The sequence below is a fragment of the uncultured Helicobacter sp. genome (assembly GCF_910577135.1).
GTDB lineage: Bacteria > Campylobacterota > Campylobacteria > Campylobacterales > Helicobacteraceae > Helicobacter_C > Helicobacter_C mastomyrinus.
This window is the reverse complement of sequence record NZ_CAJTLL010000007.1, coordinates 65,324-84,514: the sequence shown is the minus strand read 5'-3', so window position 1 is coordinate 84,514 and position 19,191 is coordinate 65,324. Positions and strand designations below refer to the sequence as shown.

General features: G+C 39.6%; 17 protein-coding genes and 1 tRNA gene. 8 read left to right on the top strand and 10 right to left on the bottom strand.

Annotated elements, in window-relative coordinates; all coding sequences use genetic code 11:
* The first annotated feature begins 22 nt into the window (after nucleotides 1-22).
* The 3 genes from gmd to QZ289_RS05305 all read left to right on the top strand — a co-directional run bounded on the left by gmd (nucleotide 23) and on the right by QZ289_RS05305 (nucleotide 1,922).
* Nucleotides 23-1,132: a GDP-mannose 4,6-dehydratase gene (gene gmd / locus QZ289_RS05315; protein ID WP_295700077.1), complete on the top strand. Its 1,110-nt coding sequence runs from the start codon at nucleotides 23-25 to the stop codon at nucleotides 1,130-1,132.
* 308 nt (nucleotides 1,133-1,440) lie between these two features.
* On the top strand, nucleotides 1,441-1,662 hold the full coding sequence (locus tag QZ289_RS05310) for a hypothetical protein (protein WP_295700075.1): 222 nt from the start codon (nucleotides 1,441-1,443) through the stop codon (nucleotides 1,660-1,662).
* Nucleotides 1,663-1,703: 41 nt separating this feature from the next.
* The gene (locus tag QZ289_RS05305) at nucleotides 1,704-1,922 is read left to right on the top strand and encodes a hypothetical protein (RefSeq protein WP_295700072.1); all 219 of its coding nucleotides are present in this window, start codon (nucleotides 1,704-1,706) and stop codon (nucleotides 1,920-1,922) included.
* A gap of 421 nt (nucleotides 1,923-2,343) precedes the next feature.
* On the opposite strand, the gene QZ289_RS05300 is transcribed toward QZ289_RS05305, so the two are convergent.
* From QZ289_RS05300 to QZ289_RS05270, 7 genes are all read right to left on the bottom strand, one after another.
* The gene (locus QZ289_RS05300; protein WP_295700069.1) at nucleotides 2,344-2,706 is read right to left on the bottom strand and encodes a chaperone NapD; all 363 of its coding nucleotides are present in this window, start codon (nucleotides 2,704-2,706) and stop codon (nucleotides 2,344-2,346) included.
* 20 nt (nucleotides 2,707-2,726) lie between these two features.
* Complete coding sequence (locus tag QZ289_RS05295; RefSeq protein WP_295700068.1) at nucleotides 2,727-3,773, bottom strand: WD40 repeat domain-containing protein; 1,047 nt, start codon at nucleotides 3,771-3,773, stop codon at nucleotides 2,727-2,729.
* Nucleotides 3,774-3,777: 4 nt separating this feature from the next.
* Nucleotides 3,778-4,305, bottom strand: a complete 528-nt coding sequence (locus QZ289_RS05290) for a nitrate reductase cytochrome c-type subunit (protein ID WP_295700065.1) — start codon at nucleotides 4,303-4,305, stop codon at nucleotides 3,778-3,780.
* Complete coding sequence (napH, locus tag QZ289_RS05285; protein ID WP_295700063.1) at nucleotides 4,302-5,228, bottom strand: quinol dehydrogenase ferredoxin subunit NapH; 927 nt, start codon at nucleotides 5,226-5,228, stop codon at nucleotides 4,302-4,304. The genes QZ289_RS05290 and napH overlap by 4 nt, the downstream gene beginning before the upstream one ends.
* The gene (napG, locus tag QZ289_RS05280) at nucleotides 5,228-6,049 is read right to left on the bottom strand and encodes a ferredoxin-type protein NapG (protein WP_295700130.1); all 822 of its coding nucleotides are present in this window, start codon (nucleotides 6,047-6,049) and stop codon (nucleotides 5,228-5,230) included. The genes napH and napG overlap by 1 nt, the downstream gene beginning before the upstream one ends.
* Nucleotides 6,050-6,070: 21 nt before the next feature.
* Nucleotides 6,071-8,884, bottom strand: coding sequence for a nitrate reductase catalytic subunit NapA (gene napA / locus QZ289_RS05275; protein ID WP_295700061.1), 2,814 nt, complete (start codon nucleotides 8,882-8,884; stop codon nucleotides 6,071-6,073).
* A 488-nt stretch (nucleotides 8,885-9,372) separates the two neighbouring features.
* Complete coding sequence (locus QZ289_RS05270; protein WP_295700059.1) at nucleotides 9,373-10,740, bottom strand: hypothetical protein; 1,368 nt, start codon at nucleotides 10,738-10,740, stop codon at nucleotides 9,373-9,375.
* Between the two features lie 285 nt (nucleotides 10,741-11,025).
* Between QZ289_RS05270 and QZ289_RS05265 the strand changes: the two genes are divergently transcribed.
* From QZ289_RS05265 to QZ289_RS05255, 3 genes are all read left to right on the top strand, one after another.
* Nucleotides 11,026-11,100 (top strand) — tRNA-Asn (locus QZ289_RS05265).
* A gap of 122 nt (nucleotides 11,101-11,222) precedes the next feature.
* The gene (locus tag QZ289_RS05260; RefSeq protein WP_295700057.1) at nucleotides 11,223-11,513 is read left to right on the top strand and encodes a hypothetical protein; all 291 of its coding nucleotides are present in this window, start codon (nucleotides 11,223-11,225) and stop codon (nucleotides 11,511-11,513) included.
* On the top strand, nucleotides 11,479-13,287 hold the full coding sequence (locus tag QZ289_RS05255; protein WP_295700055.1) for an LTA synthase family protein: 1,809 nt from the start codon (nucleotides 11,479-11,481) through the stop codon (nucleotides 13,285-13,287). Before QZ289_RS05260 ends, QZ289_RS05255 begins: the two co-directional genes overlap by 35 nt.
* A 52-nt stretch (nucleotides 13,288-13,339) precedes the next feature.
* Here QZ289_RS05255 and QZ289_RS05250 read toward each other — a convergent pair whose 3' ends face one another.
* Together QZ289_RS05250 and metK are read right to left on the bottom strand one after the other, a co-directional pair.
* On the bottom strand, nucleotides 13,340-14,407 hold the full coding sequence (locus tag QZ289_RS05250) for an ATP-binding protein (RefSeq protein ID WP_295700053.1): 1,068 nt from the start codon (nucleotides 14,405-14,407) through the stop codon (nucleotides 13,340-13,342).
* Nucleotides 14,408-14,468: 61 nt separating this feature from the next.
* The gene (metK, locus tag QZ289_RS05245) at nucleotides 14,469-15,629 is read right to left on the bottom strand and encodes a methionine adenosyltransferase (protein ID WP_295700050.1); all 1,161 of its coding nucleotides are present in this window, start codon (nucleotides 15,627-15,629) and stop codon (nucleotides 14,469-14,471) included.
* Nucleotides 15,630-15,823: 194 nt separating this feature from the next.
* Here metK and QZ289_RS05240 point away from each other — a divergent pair, with 194 nt between their 5' ends.
* On the top strand, nucleotides 15,824-16,060 hold the full coding sequence (locus tag QZ289_RS05240) for a hypothetical protein (RefSeq protein ID WP_295700049.1): 237 nt from the start codon (nucleotides 15,824-15,826) through the stop codon (nucleotides 16,058-16,060).
* Nucleotides 16,061-16,908: 848 nt separating this feature from the next.
* Nucleotides 16,909-17,067 (top strand): hypothetical protein, encoded by a 159-nt coding sequence (locus QZ289_RS05235; RefSeq protein ID WP_295700046.1) that lies wholly within the window; start codon nucleotides 16,909-16,911, stop codon nucleotides 17,065-17,067.
* 543 nt (nucleotides 17,068-17,610) lie between these two features.
* Here the strand turns inward: QZ289_RS05235 and serA are convergent.
* Nucleotides 17,611-19,191 carry a phosphoglycerate dehydrogenase gene (gene serA / locus QZ289_RS05230; RefSeq protein WP_295700044.1) on the bottom strand — a complete coding sequence of 527 codons (1,581 nt, stop codon included), beginning with the start codon at nucleotides 19,189-19,191 and terminating at the stop codon, nucleotides 17,611-17,613.

Genomic DNA, 19,191 nt, shown 5'->3' with positions numbered 1-19,191 from the left:
ATGGTTTTATAAAGGATATTTTATGAAAAAGGCGCTTATTACAGGTATCACAGGGCAAGATGGAGCATATTTAGCCGAATTTCTCCTTAAAAAAGGCTATGAGGTGCATGGAATTAAAAGACGAAGTTCACTTTTTAATACCGATAGAATCGACCATCTCTACCAAGACCCCCACGTTAATAATCGTAATTTCTTTTTACACTATGGTGATTTAACAGATTCTATGAACCTTACACGAATTATCGCTGATGTGAAACCTGACGAAATCTATAACCTTGCGGCAATGAGCCATGTAGCCGTAAGCTTTGATACGCCTGAATATACTGCTAATGCCGATGGCTTAGGCACGCTTAGAATCTTAGAAGCCGTGCGACTTTTAGGCCTAATAGAAAAAACCAAGATCTATCAAGCCTCTACAAGTGAGCTTTATGGATTGGTGCAGGAAGTGCCTCAAAGTGAAAAAACGCCCTTTTATCCTCGCTCACCTTATGCGTGTGCAAAGCTCTATGCCTATTGGATCACAATCAATTATAGAGAGGCTTACAATATATTTGCAAGCAATGGCATTTTATTCAACCACGAAAGCCCCATACGTGGGGAAACTTTTGTAACGCGTAAAATCACACGTGCTGTGGCTAAAATCGCTCTAGGATTACAAGATAAGCTCTATTTGGGGAATCTCTCTGCAAAACGTGATTGGGGACACGCAAAAGACTATGTGCGTATGATGTGGCTTATTTTACAAGCGCAAAAAGCTGAAGATTGGGTTATCGCCACGGGGGTAACCACAGAGGTAAGGGAATTTGTCAAAATGGCATTTGATGAGCTTGGCATTGAAGTGGGTTTTGAGGGTGAAGGCGTCAATGAAAAGGGCTATATCATAGCGTGTCACGGGAATTTTAAACTTAAAAAAGACACAGAAGTAGTTAGCGTAGATTCTCGATATTTTCGCCCTACGGAAGTGGATTTGCTTATTGGCGATGCGAGCAAAGCACGAGAGAAGCTAGGCTGGGTGCCAGAATATGACTTAAAAGCATTGGTAAAAGATATGGTGCAAAGCGATTTAAAACTTATGCAAAAAGACAAATATCTTCAAGATGGCGGCTATAAGATTCTAAGCTATTTTGAATAAAATCTTAAACACAAAATGAAAGGAGAGTATTATGCTTAGTCATATCAAATCAAAGCTTATACCTAGCAAATAGCACTTCAAGCAGCTTCCGTATATATTAAGAAAGCTCTATAAATATCGCAATCAATGGGCGTTTTTGGGCTTATCGTATGCTCAATATCTACAAGAGTGTTTGTTATCAATTACTATCATCAAAAGCCTAAAAAAGCACAATATACGTTTATTGATATTGGTGCAAATGATGGCATAAGCTTTAGCAATACCTATCTTTTAGAGACTTTTCCTAAAACACATGGAGCATATCAAAATTGGCAAGGTATCCTTATAGAGGAAAGCTTCTTCTTAATCGTCAAGGTAAGAAAAATACAAAATATAATGTCGCCTTGTGTGATAGAGACGAGGAAGTAGAGTTTTTGCAAGTAGAAGGGGCGGCACAAATGTTAAGCGGTATTGTGGGCGAATATGATGCAAAACATCTCTCCCGTATAGAGAGTGAAATAAAAGCTAGGGGGGGGGGAGCAATATTATAAAATACAGGGTATGCGATTTGACACCCTTATGGCAAAGCACCATGATACAACTGAAATTGACTATCTCTCTATTGATGTGGAGGGGGGGGCATAAAATCCTAGAATCGATTGATTTTAAGACATATCGTATCAATCTCATTGGGGTAGAGGATAATTATCCGCATACATCGGGCATTAGTGCCTTTTTACGCAAATGTAGATATAAAGAAATCGCCCATATTGGCTCTGATAGATTTTTTGAACGCACAAATAATTTATAAAAGAGGTGCTTTTAAATACCCTAAACTCTGCCTCAATACGATATATTGAGTTAAGCAAAAAGTAAAATTATAAAAGATTCCATCTTGGGGTTCATAGGCTAAAATATCGCCTCGCATAAAAATTAAACCATCTCATTATATTAGCTCCTTAGAGTATAATTACACTCCTAGCTAAGATAGGAGCAAAAGTTGCTTCTTAAAATGAGACAAAAACTTTCTACCTTATAGAAAATTCGTATTTTTACAAGTAGAAAACACCTCAACCATAACAAAAGCAGCAAATCTTACAAAGAAAAAATATATTTTTAATTTTAGCTTCAAAATCTACAAATGGCACTTTTGCTTTCTTGCAGAAGCAAGATTCTGTTTATTAGGCTACTTTAAGTTGATTAGCAAGAATAGTAAGTTTTGCAATCCTATGCTAACGCTTTTTAGTCTTACCCATAAGATGTGCGATTGAGCCCGCATAGGTGATATTTTCCACAGGGATAGAATCATCATTAAGAAACTCACACACGCCATCACTATTAGTTTGAAGTCGTGCATTTAATTCCTCTTCTTGATAGGCATAGTGCATATTCGCGCTTACCACACCTGCTAAAGATTCTAAATGTTTATTAATCGCCATTTCCTCCTCTGTGCTTGGGGCTTCTAGCACCACTATGAGCTGCGCTGTTGCTTCATCTTCGATATAAATCTCACAGCCCTTTATCTCCCTGATACTTGCTTTGACTGCGTTAAAACTATCTTTTGTCGTTTTTACCACAATGCTTGAGATATTCATCTTTGCTCCTTTAAGACTAGCTAATCAAGCGTCCAAATAATGAAATTTTTATCATCATTGCCTGAAATAATCGTCTTTTCATCATAAAAAATAATGCTATTAATAAGCGAGGTCGCACCTTTAAGTATATATTTTTCCTCTAATGTGGGAAGATGGATAAGGCTTATATCATTTTGCTCATTCTTGCTAAATGCCGCTAAAGTCGCTTGAGGTGAGATACCCACTGCATAGACAAGAAAATCACTCTTAACGCTCCTGGCACTTTTTAGGCTAAAGGTTGGCTTTGTATTTTGCGAGTTACTTTGTGAAGTGGTGGAAACGGGAGTATCAAAAGTATAAATTCCCATTTTTCTATCCACACCGGCTGTAAGAATAACATTTTGCGAAGAGGCAACTTGATAGTTATTGTCCTTGTTGATATTATCAAGCCGCGCGAGAATCTTGCCATTTGCCACATCTAACACATTTACCACACCCGATTCATCGGTGCTAAAAATAAAGGGCGCATTCACGCATAAGTTAGAAAAACCAGCTTGACTAGGCTGAGTAGTGTAGATAAAAGCAGCACTATCAATATCAAAAAGCCCGATTTCATTACTCAAAAATCCAACAACAAGCTTATTTTTATCAAAGGCAACGATACGTTTGGGCGAGGTTGTCGTAGTTAAAATCACTTGCATATCGCCCATAACAGAGAGCTTAAGTATCTGCCTACCTCCACGCGAAGATTCACTTAACACAAAAAGATTATTGCCATCAAAAGTTGTAATATCAAACACACGTGGCGCATACATATTGCCAAAATAATCTTCAATTAATGGCAATGTAAGTGTAGCCTTCTTTTGTGCCTTTTTTGCATTATCCATCTCATAGATATGCACCTCGCCCGAAGCATTGCCAACATAAATGAGATTCTTAAATATGCTAATATACGTGATAATACCATCAGTATGTATCACTTGTGCGTTTTTACTCTCAATAGTAACAGGCGCTGCCCATAAGGGCAAAGCCACCACGCATAGCACATATACAAAATAACGCATATAAGGCAATAATAAGCCTTTCATAAGCCTACTTTACGCCCTCATTAAGAACATCAAGGAGATTTGATGAGCTTTTAGCATCTTGTGTGCGGAATGTAGGGGTAAAGGTATTTGCAACCGCAGGGGCTACATCTGCTTGTGGCGTATGACACAATACACAATTAAATCGTGCAGCGGCCACCTCGCCTAAATCTTTGTTTGTCCGCAAGTCATAGGTATGTGAAGCAGGCACAGGTATTGCACCCAAATCAGCGGCAAAAGCAGGGTCGTGGCACATAAGACATTGATTGTTATCTTGTGTGATAGGCAGCATACCCTCCGTGCTATGTGGAATCATAGGCGGTGCATTCTCGTAGGAGCGCTCAATCCTCGTGCTTTCACCCGCCATAGCCTCACTATATCCATATTGAAGCAATGCCACATCTTGCTCATTTTGCAAATCCACTTTCCTTAAGCCAATTTCACTATCTTTAAGTGCTTTCTCATTAGAATCTCCACAAGCAGCAAACACCAATCCAAGCAATCCAACAATAAAAATTCGTATATATGTTTTCATTTTCTCTCCTTATGTGTGAAGTTTAAAATACTAAAATGCAGTGCATTATCATCGCACACCTCGATACATCTCCCACAGCGCAAACAAGTCATTGTTTTAAATGCACCATCTTCCTTGCCAACAGGCTTTAACACATCAGGCTCAGGGCATACTCGCACACATTGCATACATTTTGTGCAGTTTGCAAGTGTATGCTTCACACGCAAAAGTGCAAATTTGCCAATAAGACTATAAGTCGCCCCAAGCGGACAGATATGCCCACAAAAGCCATTTTTAACCACAAGCAAATCAAATAAAAATACCGCCAAAATAGCAAAAATACCAAATCCCATACCAAAAACTAAGCCACGATGTAACATAGAGATGGGGCTAATAAGCTCAAATGCCGCTACACCAAACAATGCGCTTAAGATTAAGCTTAAGGCTAAAATCACAAAGCGGCTTGAGCGTGAGAGGAAAACCATACGTTGGGTACGATTAAACCCTAGTTTAGCGCGTAAGAAATTTGCCAAATCGGTTATGAGATTGATAGGGCATACGAAGGCGCAATACGCTCTTCCCAAAAATACGCCATAAAGAGCCACTACGAGCAAAACACCCAGCCACACATCAAGCGCTAACCCACCACCAGCAAAGAATATTTGCAACGCAGCCAAAGGGTCGCTAAGTGGGAAGATTCCAAACCATTGCGCATAGCTTAGATTCCCCTGTGTGATATGGCTAAACACACTTGATTGCTTTGCTACTACCGAGCTAGAATCTCCAAGCAAAGATTCAACATTACCACCAAAGATAGCCACCTCTTCTTTGCTTTGCACGTTTTTAAGTATGCCAATAGAGTAATTACCTAGCACAAAGAGCGCGAGAATAAGTAATTGAGCCAAACGTCTAAGAAGCAGGAATCTCATTTTAAAAAGCTTCATTACAAATCTCCAAATGAACTATTAAGATAGTCCAAAGTCTCATTAGGCAAGGCTTTAGGCTTATTTTTTTGCTCTTTTAACTCAAAAAGCCGATTTTCATCGAGCTTATCCCAACCTTTGATATAGTTTGTCCCCATCTTGCCTAACGCCACACTACGAGGCAAAACAATGATGGTAGGCAACTCCGTCACACAAGCCTTTTCGCATTTACCACAGCCCGTGCAATAATCACTATCTACCACAGGTAACAAGAATCCGTGCTTTCCTGTACGCTCATTACGTTTATATTCCAACACAATAGCTTTATCTATAAGCGGGCAAGCGCGATAGCACGCATCACATTGAATCCCCGCATAAGCCACACAATGTTTAGAATCCACCACCGCCACACCCATAGTCGCATTATTAATGCTAGGCTCTGTGTATGCCACTCCAACCTCTGGCTTTTTAGGCTCATAAAGCCGCTTTATATCAAGCGCACTGGTAGGACAAGCTGCCGCACACGGAATATCCTCACACATATAGCAAGGCACTTTACGTGGCTCAAATAATGGTGTGCCAAGCGTAGTTTCATCATTTGATGTTGCTAGTCTTAATGTGTAAAATGGGCAAGATTCTACGCAAAGTCCGCATTTAATGCAATTAGCAATAAACTCCGCATCATTTTTACTCGCACCCGGTGGACGCAAAATATTGGCATTCCCGGCTTTAGCGACATTAATATATGCTCCCCATAAAAGCGCACCAAATAGGGCAAAACCAGTATTTTGCCCTATCTTTAGGAGAGTTTCTCGTCTTTTGGGATTGAGCGGTTCTTGCATTTTATTTGACACATTCTATCCTTATGCTTTATAGACTTTCACGGCACATTTTTTAAAGTCTGTTTGCTTTGAAAGCGGACAAGTCGCATCAAGACAGACTTTATTGATAAACACATTTTCATCAAACCAAGGCACATAGATAAGTCCTTTTGGTGGGCGATTTCTACCTCTTAAATCAAGCTTTGCTTTTACTTTACCCCGTCTTGATTCTACCCATACGATTTGATTTTGCTCTAGATTCTGTGCTTGAGCATCTTCGGGGTGCATATAGCAAAGTGCTTCAGGCACAGCACGATAGAGTTCAGGCACACGCATAGTCATCGTGCCAGAATGCCAATGCTCTAACACACGTCCGGTGCAAAGCCACATAGGATACTTCTCATCAGGCATTTCGCAAGGATCCATATAAGGACGGAGGAAAATTTTTGCCTTATTGTCAATACTCACCTTATCCTCATTAGGTGCTTTTAAATCACCGCCGGAGATACTCTTGCCCTTATTCCCATAGAATGCAAAAGCTTTGCCACTACCAAGTTTTTGTGCATAGAAGTCATATTTAGCATTAAAACGCCATTGCGTCTCTTTGCCATTGACCACAGGCCAACGCAAACCTCTCACACGATGATAGGTATCAAAGTCAGCCAAATCGTGTGCGTGTCCTAAGCCAAATTGACGATACTCCTCCCAAAGATATTTTTGGATAAAGAATCCATAGCCCTCAAACACCTCATCATTGCCACCCTTGACATTACGATAATCACCAAGAACTTCTGTATTTAGCTCATTTTTAAGCATTGAATCCTCTACGCTAAAGGCTTTTGCACGTTCATTAGCATAAAGCACATCATAGAGCGTATCACTCTCTTTGTAGCCCATCGTCTTAGCCGCCTCCAAAACGGGCTTAAGATTGAGCTTGTCATATTCTTTATTCCACACTTCAGCTAGAGTGAAACGTTTGGCAAATTCTGCCATTTGCCAAATATCAGGCATAGCCTCGCCGGGTGCTACAACTTGCTGTTTCCAATGCTGTGTACGTCTCTCTGCATTACCATACGCGCCCCATTTTTCATAAATCATCGCTGTAGGTAAAATAAGATCTGCAACTTTAGCACTCACGCCCGGATAACATTCACTCACTACGATGAAATTATCTTGCTCTCTTGCTGCGGCAATCCAATGGTTCGCATTAGCCGTATTTTGCCACGGATTATTTACTTGCACCCACGCCCATTTGATATTACCATCTTCTAAATCACGCATAATTTTCAAATAAGGTGAGCCAAGATTGCCATTGAGTGTTCCAGCGGGGAGATTCCATATTTTTTCTGTTGTTTCACGATGTTTAGGATTACCCACAACCATATCCGCAGGAAGCCTATGTGTGAATGTCCCTACCTCACGCGCTGTTCCGCACGCACTAGGCTGTCCTGTGAGCGAGAACGCACCGCTACCGGGCTTACTTTGCTTACCAAGTAGCATATGCACCATATAGCTTTGCTCATTCACCCAAGTGCCCCTTTGATGTTGATTCATCCCCATCGTCCAAAAGCTCACTATCTTACGATTTTTTTCAATATAATAATCGGCTAAGGCTTGAAGCTTTTGCTTGAAAGATTCTAAGCTTTCATCGACATTGCCCTTAGCAAGTTTTGCAACAAAATCAAGATTATAAGGCTCTAAGCCCTTTTTGAAATCCTCAAAGCCAATACTCCAATGATTCCCCGCAACAGCGGCTTTATCCATTTTCATCTCATCACCTGCCCTGATACCTAAGTATTGCAGGGTAACGCCCTCATCATCACTCACCACCTTTGATACTTCTTTTGCCACAGTATCGCGTTCCTCTGGTAAGAATTTAGGGTGATTGGGATTATTCCTCATACCATAGCCAATATTCACAAAGCCCGTAGTAAATACGCAATTTTCTCGCACAAAAGCCTCATCAACGGCATTGCACTTAATGATTTCTCTTGCAATGAAGTTCCAAATAGCCAAATCCGTGTTAGGCTTAAAGATGATTTCAATATCTGCTAAATCTGAAGTGCGGTTTGCATAAGTAGAGAGATTGATAATTTTTACATTACTATTGCTTAGCTTTCTATCAGTTACGCGACTCCATAGCACGGGGTGCATTTCAGCCATATTCGCACCCCAGGTCACAAAAGTATCGGTAAGTTCAATATCATCATAGCAGCCCGCTGGCTCATCAATACCAAAAGTTTCTATAAACGCAACCACCGCACTTGCCATACAATGCCGCGCATTAGGGTCAATATTATTACTTCTAAAGCCACCCTTGATAAGCTTTACTGCCGCATAGCCTTCTTGCACAGTGTATTGCCCCGAGCCAAACACAGCTATGCCTGTTGGTCCTAGTTCATTATAAGCTTTCTTAAAATGTTTTTCCATTTCATCAAAGGCTCTTTTCCAGCTAACAGGCACGAATTTGCCTTTTTTGTCAAACTCACCTTTATCATTGACACGCAAAAGAGGCTTGGTTAGTCTGTCTGCTCCATACATAATTTTTGCACAAAAATATCCTTTAATGCAATTCAATCCTCGATTCACAGGTGCTTCAGGGTCGCCCTTAACAGCCACGATTTTAGCGTGCCCATTGCTATCCTTTTGCGTAGCTACCATAATACCGCAGCCCGTCCCGCAGAATCTACATACAGATTTGTCCCATTTCCAAAGCTTTTGTGCATCTTGTGCCTCCGCACTCATCGCACTTGGAATGCTTAAGCCTACACTTGCCGCTGCTGAAGCTGCTGCTGCACTCTTCAAAAAGTCTCTACGCGAAAGTGTGGATTTATTTTCTTGCATTTTGCTTGTCATAAAACCTCCTTAAAATATCACTCACATTTGGGAATCTACATAGAAATCCAAATGATTGGATAGATTCTATCGTTGATTCTCATTTTAGGACATTGATAAAAATCAATCATAGTTAAAGATTCTCTTACTTTTCTACCCGATACCTCTATATATATTTATATATAATTTGACATCAAAAATAATCATATTGTTTTTAAGTGCCTGTTTTAGACTAGAGAATCTCTACCTTAAAAACTAACTTGATGAATGCGTAAGCAGTCATAAGTGTATCCTTTTGTCCTCGTAGCTTCGCTACTGCGAGATTTGTCCTTTTTTTGCAAAAGGACTGCATAGCGCATACGAGAGGCTTTGCCTTAAGCGTGCAAGACCTTTGCGAGGGCTTTAGCCCTGATAGCAAAGACATAGATAGTAAGGGTTGTTTAAAGTTGCAAAGAATATTTTGTGTTAATAGAGGATATACCTCACTCACACATCAAATAAGAAAATGATTAAAAATCAAAGCGGATTTCTGCTCTTGTCTTCCCATAAGTAACATCACCTAAATATTGCGCATAGAAGAAATTAGCCTTAAGTTTATTATTAAATGCATAGCTTAAAGATGGGGCTAATTCAAAGAATTTAATACCCTTAGCATTTGTAGCTAAATCAGGGATTTTTGCTACATCAAGATAGGCATAATTGTTATCCCCAGCTACATAACTTAAATCAAATCCTATTTTTAGAGGCTCTGTAACCTTTAATTCTGCGGCTGCATAGCCAACCATAATACTCGTCCCTTCTCTTCCACCAGAGCCCAGAACACTAAAGCCTTCGCTTGAGAAATTAAGATTATTATTCCAAATCTTGCCCGCGATATTAAGCCCTGCCTTAGAGGCTAAAAGCACTCCATACCCATCACCAAAGCTTCCTAAATAGCCTAGCTTCGCACTAAATCCTCCAAGTTTTGCGCCAATTTGGACATTATATATCCCTCTATTTTTTGCAAAATCAGTATTGTTATTGAATCCACCATAGGTAGGGAAAGTTCCAGTATTCTCCCACTGGCTTATGCTTGTAGAGCTCCTTTGAGCTGTTGAACCTATTTGCCAATAAGAGGTAGAGTCAAGCTTCGCTCCTGCTCCTTGAACCAAAATATATACCTTATCCCAATCAAGCTTTACCTCCCCAAATGCCAAAACATCAAAAAGCCCAATAGCATTCCCTACGCTTATATCCAAACTCATCACATCAGCAATTTTATTGTTTTTTGGGGTTTTGAGATTGACAATTGTTAGGTTATTCCCCATTCCCCAAGACGCACTTGCAGGAGCAGAAGTTCCAATAGGTCTATCAGTAGTTCTTGCATTTAAGGCATAGGCAAAGTTATTTGTCGCCCAGCTATCATAAAAGGCAATGCCAAACTCTACACTAGAAAACTTCATATTCCCTCTAGCTCCTAAGCCCACATCGGTAGCCCTTTCTGTAAATGATGTAATAAGATTCATTCTTCCCACATCTGCGGAAAACTTCATAGAATCCGTAGTGATATTCTTACTCGCATAGAGTTGAGCTATCGCAAATCTATCGGGGAATTGATTATGTGCGGCGATGGCTTGGCTTCCTTGTATGTCTCCGTGTGTTTTAGAATCAAGCCTTGGCGTGCTTGAGCCTTGATTGAGAAACAAACCAGCCGTTAATGAATATCCATTCATCTCCTCACTTCTAGCGTCAATCTTTGCGCGATATTGGTATCTATCGCCATAGCCTTGCGCTCCGCTTACGTCAGAATATCGAGCATAAGCAAAGCCCTTGAACTCTATCCCCTCAAACCAGCTTTTTACTTCATCGACAGCAAAAGCACTCGTTGTAAGTATCAAAACAAAACCTATTTTTTTATTTTTTCTCCTTAAGAACATTTTGTCGCTTTCAACACATTGCAGTGTAAGAAAGTGATGTAAAATTGCGCAAAGAACAAAGTAAAAACGATGTAAAGTCAATATTTATATAACTTGTTTTTACTCCTACTGAAACCAAGTTATATATTATCATATATAACTAAAACTGCCTTTAAGCGTTGATAGCCTCCCCCTTATAAACACGGCATTAATGCTTATTCTTGACAAGGGCATAAAAATTATATATAATCTCAGGCTTTAAAATATTCCGGATTAGCTCAGCGGTAGAGTAGGTGGCTGTTAACCACTTGGTCGCAGGTTCGAATCCTGCATCCGGAGCCACTTAGCTTCAATCTCTTTTTATATCTAGTCCTGTCTAAAATCAAACTTTTTTTACAAAATCTTTTGTTACAATTATTTGTTACAATTATGCGATTACATTTTTAGCTTCAAGGATTTTCTATATGCTTTATTTGAGAGTTTTAATATATCAAGTGCTTTTACTGAGTGTTGCGCTGTTTTTATGCTGTGCTATTGCTCGTGGTGTGATGGTAGCACACTATCTGCCCTCCTCTTTATGGCAGGAACACTTCAGCGATTTTAGCGCAATGTGGGTTGTGGGTGCAAAACTTGATATGCGCTCTATTGGTATTACTATGCTTATTTTTATGGCTATATCATACATCGCTTATTTATTTTCATATCTTTTAAGGCGATTAAGTGATATTAGGGGGGGGGGTAAGATACTCTTGTAATATTTACCTTAAACTTCTTGCATACATTCCCGCATATTATACCTTTTTATGTGGCTTTACCTTTATGGTTGCTGCGATTGTGAATTTCTACTATTTCCGCACTTATGGGAACAAAATCGATGTTTTTATTTTTGGGTTAAAAGATGATGATACCCTTGCTATCCTCTCTATTATGTGGCAGGATTACCCGCTTGTGATAGGCATTATATGCGCTTTGATTTTTGGAATCTTCTGCTCCTATCTCTATAAGATTCCATACAAAATATATCTCAAGAATATACTTAGAATTACCCCTCATCGTTTTTATATTATACGTCAAATGAGCGGACAGCTTTTATTGATTATCTTGCTTGTTATTGCAGCTCGTGGCTCACTAGGGACGTTTCCTCTTAAAGAAGATAATTACTCTATCTCTCCCTTACCTATTTTCAATCACTTAGCGGCAAATCCACTTATGGCGTTTGCTTGGGCTATGAGCAACTACGAACAAGATTCAACCTTCACACCACCCTCACTTACCCAAGGAGAATCCTTACAACAAAAACTTTTTCCATTACTGCGTGTAAGCGCAGATTCTGCTATTGTGCGCGATAATCCTCCCCATATAGTGCTTAATCTTATGGAGAGTTTTGGCACAAACTTACTTGTCTATGATGATAAGGAAAATAATGATTTGCTAGGAGCCTTAAGGCAGCATTTTGAAGAGGATTTTGTCTTTTATCGCTTTTTAAGTGGGGCTAATGGCACGGCTGGCTCATTTGCCGCTCTCTTTTTTGATAGCCCCACAGCACAAATTGCATTAGGCAAATACAAAACTACAGCCCTTGCGCTTAATCCCTTTAAGCTCTATGCTAATGCAGGATACGAAGTTATATATATCACATCAGGTTATGCCTCATGGCAGGGTTTTGGGGCGTTTATCTCACTGCAAGGAGCGCATCATATCTATGATGCGACCTATCTTATGAAGCATTTTCCACAAAGTAAGGCAGATAAAAGCGCATATGGTGTGAGCGATGAGTATATCTATAAACTTGCCTTAGAGATTCTAAATAATGCTACAAAACCTACTTTTATTGCTATGCTTACTACGAGCAATCACCCACCTTTCCACCTCCCACGCACTTATGTGCCAAAGCCTATAACACTTCCAGATACGCTTCTCTTCCTCCGTACTTATGAATCCCAAGAGAAAATGAAAACTGCCGCCTTACTCTATCAATATGCTAATGACACTTTTGGGTATTTTATGAATATGCTAAAAGCCTCTCCTCTTGCTCAAAATACCATTGTAGCAGCAAGTGGCGACCATCGCCTAAGAGACTTTAATAGCAATACAAGCACGGATAAAGCCCTCTACTATGCTGTACCTCTCTATATGTATGTGCCACCACGTTATACCTCCCAAATACATTATGACTCTTCACGTGTAGGCTCACATAAGGATATATTGCCCACACTTTATGATTTAAGTTTGCCTCATACGACTTACATTAGTATAGGAGGACGCAATATCTTAAGCAAAGATGATGATGAGCGATATGCCTTTGGTTTCAATCAGCTTGTGTGGATTGATAAAGATGGGATTTATCCTATCCCTACCGAAGTAGGCTATAAGTGGGCAGATTCTGCACAAAGTTTTGGACTTTTATCCACTAATGAAAGTTTTATCCTTAATGAAAAGAAAAAGCAATTTGCGCAAGAATACAAAGAACTTTTTGATTACAGCATACGATGGCGCATTTTTGATATGCAGGATTCAAGCTTTGAGTAGCCTCAAAAAATGCCAAAGTGCGTTACAATCCTCGCCTTTTTAAGGCACCTACTCACGCACTAAATTCAAGGGCGAAGTTAATAAAGCTCATCGCCTCCCACTGCATAGATTCTAACCCCCGAAGCGACACTCTACCCCTACCCTCAAAATCAAAGGTAATCACATAAATCCGTGGGTAGCTCGTGCGAAAATGTGCGAGTTTAGATTCTATACTCTCACGTGTGGCAAATGGGAGGAATATAAACACCCCAAGATCGCATATAAACTCCCCCATATCGCCATAGCTCACCGCCTCACTCACGCCATATCGCTCACAAAAGTTCAAAATCTCTAAAAGTAGCATATTTTCTAGTATGGCTTGAAGATGCTTATGGTTACTCACGCATAAGGGCAAAGTAAAATCATAGAAATAGAGCTTTTTATGCTTTTGTTTACTATGTGGCACGAGATAAATCATACCTCGCTCTTCAAGTGAGTGCAAAAGCGGGTAGATTCTATCTTTTGAAATTTTATGCGTTTTTTTCAATATGGTGTAGATATGGTGAATACTTAGCTTTTGGGCTTGAAAATGCAGTAATGCACTAAAAAGGTGAAAATCATTTTGCAAGGCAAGTTTAAGAATCTCCTGTTTGCGTGGGATTTTATGACTAGGAGAAAGCGATAAGATTTGCACAAGATTCCCATCTTTAAGAAAGCTATTAAAAAGATGTTGAATAGAGAAATTTTTATTATCAAAACTCACATATTCCTCAAAGCTTAAAGCACGTATGTGTTTAGGCACAAAACCCTCCGGGCAATGTGCAGGAGAAGAGGCAATAAGAATGATATGTGGGAGATTTGGCAGAGAAATATGCGGTGTATAATTATCCACGATTAAAAGCTCAATAGTGCGCTCAAGATAGGATTTAAGAATGAGCTTATTGGCAGATTCTGTATCAGTGCGACAATCCACACAATTAATATAAAGGCATTTTTTGTATGCCTTACTATGTAAAAGCGCGATAGCACTCTTACCTACACTTGGTGCGCCATAGAGAAAGCTTTTACCCACCTTGAGCCCATATCGGCGAGGTAAAATCCCCGCCACATCATCAAGGTAAGTTTTAGATAATTCTTGCATAAAATATTCTTATGACTTCAAAGGTTTAATGGCGAGTTTAAGAATCTTTATAGATTCTAAGCTACTTCACACCGCAAAAATCTCTAATCGCTGCTACCTTATCGGTTTTTTCCCAACTAAAATCAGGCAATTCACGTCCAAAATGCCCATAAGCCGCCGTTTGACGATAAATAGGGCGCAATAAATCTAAAGATTCTATAATACCCTTAGGTGTCAAGCGGAATATATGCTTCACGCATTCTGTGAGTTTAGAATCTTCGACTTTACCTGTCCCGTGCGTTTCTACCAAGATTGAAACAGGCTCTACCACGCCGATAGCATAGGCTACTTGCACGGTGGCTTTATCACATACACCACTTGCCACAAGATTCTTTGCTACATAACGTGCTGCATACGCTGCGCTTCTATCGACTTTGCTTGGGTCTTTCCCGCTAAATGCCCCGCCGCCGTGAGGACAACTACCCCCATACGTATCTACGATGATTTTGCGTCCTGTAAGCCCTGCATCGCCTTGAGGTCCGCCTATAACAAACTTCCCTGTGGGATTGACAAAATAGCGGATATTATCATTTAAATATTGTTTAGGCAACACTTTTTGCACGATTTCTTCAATCACAGCGTCTTTTAAATACGTTTGCTGTGTCTCTGGGCTATGCTGAGTAGAAATCACAATCGTATCAATCGCCACAGGCGCACCATTTTCATAGCGCACAGTAACTTGCGACTTCCCATCAGGGCGCAAAAATGGCAATGTACCATCCTTTCTTTTCGCGGCCAAACCCTCTGTGAGACGATGAGAGAGCCAAATAGGCAGAGGCATAAGAGAGGGTGTTTCCTTACACGCATAGCCAAACATCAGCCCTTGGTCGCCCGCTCCTATCTCACCATCCTCTCTATCTACGCCCTGATTAATATCGGGGCTTTGCTCTCCAATACCATTTAGCACAGCAGCGGAACGATAATCAAAGCCATAGAGTGCGTCTGTGTAGCCGATTTCTTGCACAACTTTACGCGCGATATCTTGCATAGGTGCGTAGATATGTGTCTTTAACTCCCCTGCAATCACGCAAAAGCCATTGCTTACAAGCGTTTCACACGCTACACGCGCCTTTTTATCGCGCTCGATAATGTAATCAAGCACCGCATCACTAATTTGGTCAGCCATTTTATCAGGGTGTCCTTCTGTAACAGATTCCGAAGTGAAAAGAAACGAATTTTTCATAAACTCACCTTGTAATTTAAATTTTGCGTAAAATTTTAGCAAAAAAATTTAAACTACATATTGTATTTTAATTTTTTTGCTAAAGTTAAATATTTTTAGCCACTACACAAACTTTAAATTATGCAAACAATATTACTTATAAGCATAAAGAGATTAAACTAAGTAATAATGTCTTTTTAGGATTGCAACGCATTATGCAAGATGTGGAATCTAAGTTTAAAGCAAACAATCTGCATTTTTCTATCTATGGCGCTATGCACAAGTATGAAAAGCAAATGCTTCAAGCTAAGAGCGCAAGGGATACACTAAAACATAATCATTTTAAGGGCTTAGATAATCTCAAAAATGCTATAACAAGCACACACCTTACAGCAAAAAAGCAGGTAAGAATAGAGATTCTAACCTTAGAATCTCACTTGATAACCAAATGAAGTGCGGTTATAAATGTATCCTTTAGGCGCACACGAGAGGCTTTGCCTTAAGTGTGTAAGACCTTTTGCAAGTGTGGATTAGCACTTCGTGCGAATGCGATGCTTTAGCTGCGGTAGCAAAGGCATAATAAACTAGAGAAACTTTATGAAAATGTTACATCAGTATCACCTCAATGTAGCTTAGAATAGCAATATTACATTTTTTGCTAATGCAATAGCTTTTAGCCTCAAAGACAAAACAAAATCATTTAAAGAGAAACAATGAAACACAAAGTTGTAATGAGCCTTTTGCTTATGCTTAGATTATAAAGCGGAATAGAACCTAGAATCTGTGTTTTGATGAACAAGTTAGTCCCCATCCTTTTTACTTAGAGAACTACAAGAAGCCTATAATGCTTGTATTTGCCTGAGAGTATTCTTTATGATAGAATCTCATATAAGGGAACCATAAACGGAGTGTTAAGTATCAATGAATCGATACCAAAAGCACACATAGAGTTTCAAAATTTTACAAATGAGATAATGAATATAATGTCGAAATAGAATAGAGGCAAAAGCTTTACAAATTGACAATTTAAGGATAAAAATGATTGGATACAATCCCGATTTTTAGACAAAACAAGCTTTTTAAGCAAAGTCTAAAGCGATAATTTACTAGACATAGGTGCAGATATAAACTTAAATGAGTTGATTACAAATATAGGAAATCATAAATCCATTGCCTATAAGTTATACTTTGATTTTGTCTATACTTCCGCTATTATCGAGGGAATACCTATACAAGAGGAGAGGCGGAGACATTATTTGAAACACACCTCCCAATAAGCTCAAAGAGTGTAGATGATCAAATGCTACTCAACATCAAATCCGCCCTTGATTATATCCTGCAAGAAAAGCTTATCATTACAAAGCACAGCATAAGAGAAATACATCAATTTTTATCTCAAGGATTATTGCCAAAAAAGGCACAAGGCAGTGTAAGAGAGTTAGCTGTAGCAAGGCGATAGATAACCTCATAAAGACAAACAATGAAACACAATACAAAAAGCAAAATCGACTAAATACAAAATTAGGATCTAGCCAAAAGGCAAAAGCGTTTATGCACACTGCTTCAAATACCAAAGATACCGAAGATTCATTACGCGATAGAAAGAACTTTACATTCTATCTAAGTCAAAGCCTTTGATTGCAAATAGAGCCATTCCTTGGATGATTTGTTTTTTTTTGGGGGGGGGGGGGGACAAGGGAGTAAAACACAAAATGCGCAAAGTGGATCGCTTTTTCAACAATAACTTTTAAAATAAATGAGATGTGATAAAAACTTCTTGCTTTGCAATGTAAATTTTGCAAAGCAGATAAACACAATGCCTAGAAAACTATTTGAAAAAAGGCATATCACTCTCTATAAAACAAAATCCGCACAATGCAAAGATACACAATATGCTAATCTGGTTTCATTCACTCAAATGATTGTAAACATTAACGGCACATTACTTATAAGAAAAGAAATAAAAGGCTAAGTCATAATACGAGAACATAGCCCAACTAGATTATATATTAAGCACCTTAACACTCAAGCACGCGGGGATTTCCTCAAGCTGCTTGATAGCTACTTCAGGTAGTTGTGAATCTACAAGTATAACCGCCATTGCTTCTTTATTTTGACGTGCGAGACGAAAATCAGCAATATTCACTTGATGATTCCCTAATGTGCTACCCACAAGCCCAATCACACCCGGCACATCGGTATTTCTAAAGAATATGATTCTACCCTTTGGCTCAATATCAAATTGAAAATGATTTATCGAAGTAAGGCGCAGATGTCTATCTTCAAAAACCGTCCCACTTAAGCTAATACTCTCATTTTGTGTGCTTAAAGTGATATAGATATGATTCTTATAGGTATCACTTACTTGCTTTATGGAAGTTTTCACCTCTATGCCTCGCTCTTTAGCGACAAAAGGTGCATTTACATAATTAATCTTATCGCCCAAACTCGCATTGAGCGCACCCACAAGCGCAAAAGTTTTAAGAGAATCCACATAAGCGCCAATCTCGCCTTGCGCTTCTATATGAATGGAGGTAATCACGCCCTTATTTGCCTGTACAGCCAAAAATCCTAGTTTTTGCATTAATTCAAGATAAGGCTTTACCACACTTGGCAATTCGGATTCTTTCACGGGGAGATTGAGGGCGTTAGCATAGCTTGAGCCACGAGCAGCCTCGATAGCCGCCTGCGCAGCTTGAATGGCGATTTGCTCTTGAGATTCTAATGTATTTGCCCCGATGTGCGGCGTTACATAGACATTTGGCAAATCAAGCAGCGCATCATCAATAGCTGGCTCTTTATTAAACACATCAATCCCCGCCCACTTGATTTTGCCACTTTGAAGCCCATCATATAAGTCTTTTTCATTATACAAACCCCCACGTGCGCAGTTAATAAGTATCACGCCATCTTTCATTTTAGCAATCTCTTTAGCGGTAATCATATCCTTTGTTTCAGTGTTTTTAGGCGTGTGAATCGTAATAATATCGCAAGAGAGAATCTCATCAAAATTGCTTGTGTAGGCGATTTCTAAATCTGTCGCCTTAGATGGCAGGATATAAGGGTCATAGACTAATACGTCCATTTCAAAAGCTTTAGCGCGGATTCCCACGCGTGAGCCGATATTACCAAAGCCAATAATACCAAGCTTTTTACCCTTTAGCTCAATGCCATACCAATCTTCACGTTTCCATTTACGCTCATTTTTGAGTTGTGCATTTGCACTGGGGAAATTCCGCACGGCATTGATAAGATGTGCCATTGTAAGCTCAACTGCGGCAATAGTATTGGCTGTGGGGACATTCATCACTACAATACCCTTGCGAGAGCAGCCATCAATATCGACATTATCTACCCCCACGCCTGCACGCACTACCGCACGTATTTGGCCTGAAGATTCTAAGAATCTCTCATCGACATTGGTCGAGCTTCGCGTAATCACCACATCGGCATTAGCGATTTTACTAAGCAATTCATCTTTAGGTAAGGAAGCGAGATTCTCCATTTCTATATCATTTTGCGCTCTAAGCAAGTCTAAGCCGCTTTGATGAATGTGGTCGCATACGATGACTTTGTATTTCAT